Source organism: Dyadobacter sp. (genome assembly GCF_051859145.1).
In the GTDB taxonomy this organism is placed as follows: domain Bacteria; phylum Bacteroidota; class Bacteroidia; order Cytophagales; family Spirosomataceae; genus Dyadobacter.
This window is the reverse complement of the sequence record NZ_JBHYGF010000145.1, coordinates 1-9,154: the sequence shown is the minus strand read 5'-3', so window position 1 is coordinate 9,154 and position 9,154 is coordinate 1. Positions and strand designations below refer to the sequence as shown.

Genomic DNA, 9,154 nt, shown 5'->3' with positions numbered 1-9,154 from the left:
ATTATATCTGACAATTACCTGGAAGCTTCTGATAAAAAGCGTTTAATGGAAGCGCATCCGGGTATCATTCAGATTATTCCTCAAATCAAAAAAGCCGAACTGGCCGACCATACTTCTGAAATCGATCTTTCACTCAGTATGGAAAAGTTGTTTCAGGAATATTTCAAAAGCAAAAACAAAGGCCAGGAGCCTTCGGAGGGTTTGCTGGAAGTATTTCGGGAGGTGTTGGGGACGGAGGGGGATCAAGGGGGCTTATGATTAAAAAAGCAGGCTACTTCTTAGGAAGTAGCCTGCTTTTTTTTAACGCTCTTTATCTTAACTCGCTCTCCGCAACTTCGCCTCAATTGTCTGCTGCGTGTGTGGTACAATGCGAAGGCGCTCTTTCGGGATCAATTTACCTGTGTCGATGCAAACTCCGTAAGTACCGTTCTTAATGCGGATTAATGCATTTTCGAGTTGAACAGAATATTTTTGAAGACGTGCTGCCAACTGGCTCAGGTTCTCACGCTCACTTGCATCTGCTCCATCTTCCACCAACTTCGCCGAGCCCGCAGTTATATCAGTTCCACTGTCATTCTTTTTACTCAATCCTCCTTTAATGTAATTGAGCTCGCTCATAGTAGCATCCAACTTTCCACGAATCAACTCTTCAAACTCCTTTAATTCTTCCTCTGAATATCTTGTGCGTTCTTCTTGCATGATCTTAATGAATTATGTTATCTATATGAAGGAGCGTTTTCAAATACAAAAATACGAGTATTCCGGCTATTTACGCACATTTAAAATCCGCATCCGCTTTCCTACAAGAAACTTACTAACACTGATATCAGGGTTATAACCAACAAAGCCACAACCCGTTCAGGAAATGGCTTTGCTGTATAACAATGCATTTTTACTTGTACATAACCGACTTCACGGCATCCACTACCCGCTTTGTGCTTGGCAAGATCTCTTCGATCAAAGTTGGTGCGTATGGAAGGGGTACGTCGCGGTTGGTAACCCGCACTACCGGTGCATCCATATAATCAAATGCGTGGCGCTGAATGTGGTAGGTTACCTCTGTCGCAATGGATCCCAGCGGCCAGGCTTCTTCTACGATCACGCAACGGTTGGTTTTCTTAACCGATTCTACAACCGTAGCATAGTCGATCGGACGAACTGTTCTCAAATCTACCAGCTCCACATCGATACCTTCTTTTTCAAGTTGCAGGATAGCCGGCATAACCACTCTCGGGATCATTTTACCAAATGAAACAATGGTAACATCTTTTCCCTGGCGTTTTACATCTGCTTTACCTAGTGGAATCAGGTATTCTTCATCCGGGATCTGCATTTTATCTCCGTACATCACCTCGGATTCCATAAAGATCACCGGGTTATTGTCACGAATGGATGATTTCAAAAGTCCCTTTGCGTCGTAACCATTGGAAGGAACAACCACTTTCAAGCCCGGCGTGTTAGCATACCAGTTCTCAAAGTTCTGAGAGTGTTGCGCACCTAGCTGGCCTGCATTCCCGGTTGGTCCGCGGAATACAATCGGACAGCCGTACTGACCGGCAGACATTGAAAGAATTTTAGCGGCACTGTTGATGATCTGATCAATAGCAACCAGCGAAAAGTTGAAAGTCATGAATTCAACGATCGGGCGAAGTCCGTTACCAGCTGCTCCTACCGCGATACCTGCGAAACCAAGCTCGGCAATCGGCGTATCGATCACGCGTTCCGGCCCGAATTCGTCGAGCATTCCCTGACTGGCTTTGTAAGCTCCGTTATATTCTGCAACCTCTTCCCCCATCAAAAAGACACTTTTGTCAAGGCGCATCTCTTCCGACATTGCGTCGCGAATGGCATCTCTGAATGCTAATTCTTTCATTCGTAATTATATAATGATTTAATCTTAGAAGAAACCTTCGCAAAATCCAGCTAATTCAATCAACTACTTTGCCCGGTTACATTAAAAGAGGTTTGATAAACTAGTTTTCAAAACGTCTGGTAAAATTAGAGAAACAAGCCCAATTCTCAAATCTTTAAAAACCCATTCAGCCAAATATCACGCCTTATTTGAAGTGGGCTGCGCATTAAACAGGAATTACGTCCACTTCCACGGTAAGCGTATGTTTACCATAGCTGAAAATGATCCCTTTCAATGGCGGCACATCGCTGTAATCACGTCCCCAGGCCGTCACAATATGCCGCTCGCCGGGTACAACATTGTTGGTAGGATCAAAATCACACCAACCAAAATCTGGTATAAAAACTGATATCCACGCATGGGAAGCATCCGAACCCTGCAATTTGGGCCTGCCGGGAGGCGGGAGGGTTTCGAGGTATCCACTTACGTATCGCGTGGCAAAGCCGAAGCTTCGGATACAGGCTATCGCCAAATGCGAAAAGTCCTGACAAACGCCTTTTCTTGCAGCCAGTACTTCCTTAATCGGCGTGTGTACCGTCGTGAAATCAGGTACAAAGTCGAACTCAGTATAAATTTTACGGCAAAGATTGCGGACGCATTCGTAGAGCGGAACATTGTCTACAAAACAATCCCGGCCAAATGCGGCGATCTCCTCATCCCACTTCACCAGCGGACTTGGCAGCATGTATTCCAGCAATGCAATTTTCAAAGATCGGTCGCTGACCAGCCGCTGCCGCGCCGCCGAACAGGTAATGCCAGAAGGCATAAACAGCGTCCCTGTATTCGCCGCCGCTCTTTCCACAATGCTTGTTGTAAGCACAGTCAGTTCTTTATGCGGCGCATGCAAAGAGAAGTAATGCGTTTTATTACCGTAAAAATCCGTCCGCTCTACGATCTGTGGAGGCTCTGGTAATATCTGGATATTGAAATTGCTGCACGATTGACCAGGCAAAGTGCGGGGCGTAAGACAAAGCAGGCTATGATAATTGTTCACTGCCTGCGCGTACTTGTACTTCGTTTTATGTACCAGCTTATATTTCATCGGTATTATAATCGGCCGGTTCGAAGAAAGAATGATGCATGATCGCGTGACTGAAATACATGTTGGTGAGGCTGGTAGATACAGAGCTGATCAATTTGGCAGCTTCTGAAAGCAGATCAAACAATTCTGTGCGTTCCAAAACTGCATCGCTTTTACATAAATCAGCCACATTCGCGAGCTTCACTAGGGTAGCAGCCTTCAAGACAGACCTTTCTGCTTCATTCAGCCTGTCGCCACGGGTGGTAACCGGCAGCTGCGCCAGGTTTTTGTTCAGCTCGTCAAGCATATATACCAGCGAATAAGGCAATGTTTTTTCCAACAAAACCATATCCAGCATTGCCTCTACACTCAAATGCGATTTGTAAATCTGCCGGTAGTTAACCAGTGAATGGTGGTTGATCAAAGTAGCTTCGATCAGCTCATTTTCCACTGCCTGGGAGTTTTTTACACCAAAATTAGATTGTATCACACTGATCCTGGACAAAATCCGCTCGATCAGCTTACCCGTTTCCAATAATAGAAAACTGTTGTCTCGCGGCATACTTTCGGCAATGACGCCCAGGAAAGTGAACATATTATTGAAAAGCCCGTCGAGCGTTTTCTGGATATTGTTGCTGTTCATGCTCGACGCATTACGGATTTCATAAAATCCATTATCGATCAAATCCACAATCCGCCAGATTTCAAGATCCCATTGGTTCCGCACCGCACCTACTGCATTCAAAAACGCGCCAATGTTGGAAGCAATTGAGCCTGGCCGGTTTGTATTAGAAATCAGATCAATAATTTCCTTATAAGGATCCTGAAAATGGTCGTTTTGTTCATCCAGGAAGCCCGGGTAAGTCGCAGACAAATGCGTTACGGACTGCAACAAAACCTTGATATGCTCCTGCTTGGCAGATCCGCCGAAGTTGCGGTCGAGATTGAGTACGTTGATGGTGATGTTCATGAACTTGATCACCGCCATAGTCCGCTCGCAATACCTACCTACCCAGAACAAATTCTCGGCGCTGCGGCTAGGCAGTGAAACGTGCTTATTAACAGCCGCCGGACTCGGCAAGCTGATCTTATCCTGAATATCCTCGGTTTTGTCCGAAACAATCCAGGTATCCTTCGACAAGCCGCCGTATTGATTGGAAATCACAAACCTGTCTTTCACAGGCGAGCTGCGCGTCAGTCCACCCTGCATAACATGGTACCCACTTTCGTCAGCAACCATAAAAGCGCGCAATGCAGCGTAGCGGGGCTCAATGTTCCCGTCGATCAATGAAGGTGTGGTGGAAAGGCTGACTTCCTGCTGGGCTATAAACTCGTGCGGACTTTGCGAGATCATCCGCCTGACCTCTTCCTTTTCCTGATTGCTCAGCAGCCTGCCGTAAATGGACCTGAACTTTGTTTTCCGGTTACCCTTTTTGATAATCAACTCATCCAGGTGTTCAAGTACGTAGTTCAGTTCTTTGGTATGTCCGCACCACCAGGTAGCGACCGAAGGCATAATCAGTTTTTCACCCAAAAAATATTGACAGACATTTCCCATAAATGCGAGAAATGCATGATTTTCCAAGACACTTGAACCCGGTGCATTGACTACCTGCACATTCCCCATTCGGATTGCCTGCAAAAGTCCGGGGACTCCAAGCCTGGAATCTTCGCGCAGTTCCAGCGGATCGCACCAATCGTCGTCGATCCGGCGTACGATCACATCCACTTTTTGCAAACCATCAATCGATTTCAGCCACACACAACCGTTACGAACCAGCAGATCGTCGCCTTGTGCGAGCGTATAACCCAGGTAAGAAGCCAGATAAGCGTGCTCGAAATAAGCCTCGTTACTTGGCCCGGGCGTTAAATAAACAATATTGGGAGCATCCTTGCTTTTGTCGGCAAGGCGCAAAACTGTGTTTTGAAGATTATTGAAATAAGGCGCCAGCTTGCTTACATACATTCCGTCTGCCAGCTCGGGCAGCAGCTTGCTCATTACAATGCGGTTTTCAAGCGTATAGCCTGAACCCGACGGAGCCTGGGTGCGGTTATCAACAATCCACATCTGTCCGTCAGGACCGCGCGCCATATCTGCGGCAAACAAGGTAAGCTGGTGGGCGCCGGGGACTTTGATATCAATGCAGGGACGAAAAAAGCCGGTATTATCAAAAACCAGTTCGGCGGGAATGATCCCGTCTTTTACCAGGTTTCTGGTACCGTAAAGATCTTTCAGCATCAAATCCAGCAGGACAGCCCGCTGCTGCAAACCCTTAGCGATGTGGTTCCATTCTTTTTGTTCAATTAAAAATGGAATGGGATCAAGCTGCCAGGGTCGGTTCATCCCGTCGGGAGAACCGTAAACATTATAGGTAACCCCATTCTCCCGCAGCTTGCCGATGATCTCTTCGTTCCGGCTTTTCAGTTCTTCCAGACCCAGCTTTTCGAGCGTCGAAAACAATGCATTCCAATGTGGCTTGACATTCCCGCGTAAATCGAGCACCTCGTCGTAAGAGCTCAGGCCGCTTTGATAGGATTGTAAAAGGTTCACTGAAGCCTCGGTAAGCATATATGTCAGGGTATATACACCGGAAACTATTTTGATTTCCAGTATTTACGTAAATCCAGTGTATTAGGATACTCCGGATTGATCAATTCAATAGGTGTATCCGCCTTCATTTCTTTTTTGGTTTCGGCGATAAAACGCGAGACCGTACCCGACGATTTTTCCATGATCTGCACTTCCTGCCGCGAAGAAGGCGTGTGTCCAAAACCTTGAAACAAGCTAATCTTGCGCGATTCTGCCTCAAATGCATTCACAGGATGTGTGTCAAAAGCACGTCCGCCGGGATGCGAAACGAAGTAGGTACAACCGCCCAATATACGGTTATTCCAGGTATCCACAATATCAAAAACCAGCGGCGCATCAGCTCCAATTGTGGGGTGTAATGCCGAGGGCGGGTTCCAGGCTTTGTACCGGATCCCCGACACATATTCGCCTTTGATACCCGAGCTGCGCAGCGGAACACGGCAGCCGTTACATACCAGGATGTGCCGTCCTTCCACAAATCCGCTCACTTTCACCTGCAACCTTTCCAGTGAGGAATCGACGAACCGCGCAGTGCCGGAATTGGACAGCTCTTCTCCTAGCACGTGCCAGGGTTCAATGCCAAGCCGGAGATCGAGCTGGATATTATCAACCGTAATACCACCGTAATGCGGGAACCGGAATTCGAAGAATGGATCAAACCAGGAGATATCGAAGTTGTAACCTGCCTCTTTCAGGTCATTCACCACATCTACCATATCCAGGTATGCAAAATGCGGCAGCAGGAAGCGGTCGTGCAGCTCGGTACCCCAGCGGATCAGCTTATGTTTATACGGATTTTTCCAGAATTTGGCGATCAATGCGCGGATCAGCAGCGTTTGAACCAGGTTCATGTGCTTGTGGGGCGGCATATCAAATGCACGGAATTCGAGGATACCCAACCTGCCCGTCGACGAATCGGGGGAATAGAGCTTATCCATACAAAACTCCGACCGGTGCGTATTACCGGTAATATCTACCAGCAAATTCCTGAAAATGCGGTCTACCATCCAGAATGGCACTTCTTCATCCTCGGGGATCTGGTCAAATGCAATTTCAACTTCATACAACCTTTCATCCCTGCCTTCATCGATCCGCGGTGCCTGACTGGTAGGGCCGATAAACGGACCGGCGAAAAGGTAGCTCAATGCAGGATGGTGCTGCCAGTAGGTAAGTAAGCTGCGCAGCAGGTCGGGCCGGCGCAGGATCGGACTGTCAGCAGGCTTCGCGCCTCCGATCGTGACATGGTTACCACCGCCAGTTCCGGTGTGCCGCCCGTCGACCATAAATTTATCAGTACCTAATCTGGAAAAGAATGCCTCCTCGTACAATGCACTAATATTATCGACCAGCTCCTGCCAGTTTTTGGCGGGATGTATATTCACTTCAATCACTCCCGGATCAGGAGTAACGATCAGCTTTTGCACCCGGTAATCGGAAGGCGTAGGATAACCTTCAATGCGGACAGGCATTTTCAGCTTCTCGGCAGTAGCTTCAATGGATGCGATCAGGTCCAGGTAATGTTCGAGATAATCGGTAGGCGGCAGAAAAACATAAATAATCCCATCCCGCTCCTCCACACAAACCGCAGTCTTCACAACCGGAACATCAAACAAAATTCCCTCCTCCTCTTTTTCTTCCTTAATTTTTGTCACCCTGAGCGCAGTCGAAGGGCCTTCCTCCCTTTCTCCCTTTACAAATGATAACTCATACCCAGGCGCCACTGAACCATAGCGATTTCGCACCACATACTTATAATCTCCCAATGCCGGCAGATCTTCAAACGGGCTGCGCTCGACTGGCTGCTCGCGTTTTTCCTTTGCAACTTCCGGCAGCGCTTTCAATGGAAGCCGGTATCCCATTGCAGAATTCCCGGGGATCAGAAAGCAATTATTTCTCCGGAATTGCCATACAGAGCTTTTCCAGTGACTTCCTTTTTCATCCCACTTAACCGGCAAAACAAAGCCAGCCGGATTGTTCAACCCTCTTTCCAGCACTTTCGCCAGCGTTTGTCTCTCAATGGAATCTTTCAGGTTTACCTTTAAAGGATCCACATTGACCGGCAGCTTTCCTTCCTCCATTGCCCAGTAAACCGGGTCTTCGTAGGCAGGAGTTATATTGTTTGTATCAATACCGAGGAATTTTGAAAGTTCGGTTGTGAAAACTTCTGCGTCGCGGAAAGTGAATTTTGTCTGATTTTCTTTGGCAACCAGCTCATCGTTGCGCCACATCGGCACACCATCGTTTCTCCAGTACAATGCATATTGCCAGCGCGGAAACTGTTCGCCCGGGTACCATTTACCCTGACCAAAATGCAGCAGTCCGCCGTGCGCAAAACGCTGTTTCAGTCTCAACGACAAATCGTAGGCAAGCTGTCGCTTCTGCGGTCCGTCTGCTGCCGTGTTCCATTCAGGGGATTCAAAATCATCAATGGATATAAAAGTTGGCTCGCCGCCCATTGTAAGACGGACATCGCCTTCCTGCAAATCCTTTTCCACATCGTAGCCCACCTGCATTACCTGAGCCCATTGTTCTTCGGTGTAAGGTTTGGTAACCCGCGGATCTTCGTGTATTCTGTAAACTTTGTTGTCGAACTCAAATGTAACCTGCGCCACGTCGGTTGCGCCCGAAACGGGTGCCGCACTGGCATAATCAGGTGTACAGCAAAGCGGAATGTGACCTTCACTCGCGAAAAGCCCCGAAGTAGGATCGAGCCCGATCCAGCCTGCGCCGGGCACGTAAGCTTCTGTCCAGGCGTGCAAATCGGTAAAATCTGCTTCCGGCCCAGAAGGTCCGTCAAGCGACTTGATATCTGACGTAAGCTGCACCAGATAGCCCGACACAAAGCGGGATGCTATACCCAAATGCCGCAATATCTGCACCAGCAGCCACGCCGAATCCCGGCAGGAGCCGCTTTTAATATTCAGCGTACTCTCGCAGGTTTGCACCCCGGCTTCCATGCGGATATTGTAATGGATCGCCTTATATAGTTCCTGGTTCAAATGCACCAGAAAATCGACTGTTTTGATATCCCTGTGTACCTTCGATTTCTCAACAAAATCCATCAGCAGCGGCCCCGACTCTCTGGGTTCGAGGTATGGGCCCAATTCCATTTTGAGCGTAGGATCGTATTGAAAAGGGAACATTTCTGCATATTCCTCCACGAAAAAATCGAAAGGATTGATCACCTGCATTTTGGCAATCACCTCCACGTCAATGCTGAGCTCAGTTGTTTTTTCAGGAAAAACTACCCGCGCCTGGTAGTTCCCGAATGGATCCTGCTGCCAGTTGATAAAATGATTTTCAGGAGTAATTTTTAATGAATAACCTTCAATAGGTGTGCGGGAATGCGGGGCTGGGCGCAGCCTGAAAATATGCGGGGAAAGTGAAACACTCCGGTCAAACTGATATTTGGTCTTGTGCGAAATTGCAACTTTTATAGCCATAGTTGGAGTATTACAATAAATCAAAGTAATTTGGTATTCAGGATTATGCCTGATCCTAAAAAAGCGGTTTATAGTTGTTTTTCAAAATATATACCGGCATTAAATAATATAAACAAAATTTAATTTTACTGTACCTTTTAAGTGTAAACTTACTGTTAGCTACGGAGCATTAAAGCGGGACAACTGCC

At 47.5% G+C, this 9,154-nt stretch carries 5 protein-coding genes and 1 pseudogene; 1 reads left to right on the top strand and 5 read right to left on the bottom strand.

Annotated elements, in window-relative coordinates; all coding sequences use genetic code 11:
- Positions 1-258 (top strand): annotated as a pseudogene (locus ACTIE6_RS10020) (exonuclease sbcCD subunit D); the annotation flags it as partial.
- A gap of 57 nt (positions 259-315) precedes the next feature.
- On the opposite strand, the gene ACTIE6_RS10015 reads toward ACTIE6_RS10020, so the two are convergent.
- The 5 genes from ACTIE6_RS10015 to ACTIE6_RS09995 form a co-directional block, all read right to left on the bottom strand.
- On the bottom strand, positions 316-702 hold the full coding sequence (locus ACTIE6_RS10015; protein WP_439556504.1) for a TraR/DksA family transcriptional regulator: 387 nt from the start codon (positions 700-702) through the stop codon (positions 316-318).
- A 190-nt stretch (positions 703-892) separates the two neighbouring features.
- The gene (locus ACTIE6_RS10010; protein ID WP_439556503.1) at positions 893-1,873 is read right to left on the bottom strand and encodes a pyruvate dehydrogenase complex E1 component subunit beta; all 981 of its coding nucleotides are present in this window, start codon (positions 1,871-1,873) and stop codon (positions 893-895) included.
- Between the two features lie 205 nt (positions 1,874-2,078).
- Positions 2,079-2,954 (bottom strand): transglutaminase family protein, encoded by an 876-nt coding sequence (locus ACTIE6_RS10005; RefSeq protein WP_439556502.1) that lies wholly within the window; start codon positions 2,952-2,954, stop codon positions 2,079-2,081.
- A complete protein-coding gene (locus ACTIE6_RS10000; RefSeq protein ID WP_439556501.1) occupies positions 2,944-5,502 on the bottom strand; it encodes a circularly permuted type 2 ATP-grasp protein in 2,559 nt (852 codons plus the stop codon). Before ACTIE6_RS10000 ends, ACTIE6_RS10005 begins: the two co-directional genes overlap by 11 nt.
- Before the next feature lie 26 nt (positions 5,503-5,528).
- Positions 5,529-8,966 carry a DUF2126 domain-containing protein gene (locus ACTIE6_RS09995; protein ID WP_439556500.1) on the bottom strand — a complete coding sequence of 1,146 codons (3,438 nt, stop codon included), beginning with the start codon at positions 8,964-8,966 and terminating at the stop codon, positions 5,529-5,531.
- Positions 8,967-9,154: the final 188 nt, after the last annotated feature.

Excerpts from the sequence above, each read along its gene's own strand:
- ACTIE6_RS10010 (WP_439556503.1), bottom strand. The coding sequence starts at position 1,873 with ATGAAAGAATTAGCATTCAGAGATGCCATTCGCGACGCAATGTCGGAA.
- ACTIE6_RS10005 (WP_439556502.1), bottom strand. The coding sequence starts at position 2,954 with ATGAAATATAAGCTGGTACATAAAACGAAGTACAAGTACGCGCAGGCA.
- ACTIE6_RS10000 (WP_439556501.1), bottom strand. The coding sequence starts at position 5,502 with ATGCTTACCGAGGCTTCAGTGAACCTTTTACAATCCTATCAAAGCGGC.
- ACTIE6_RS09995 (WP_439556500.1), bottom strand. The coding sequence starts at position 8,966 with ATGGCTATAAAAGTTGCAATTTCGCACAAGACCAAATATCAGTTTGAC.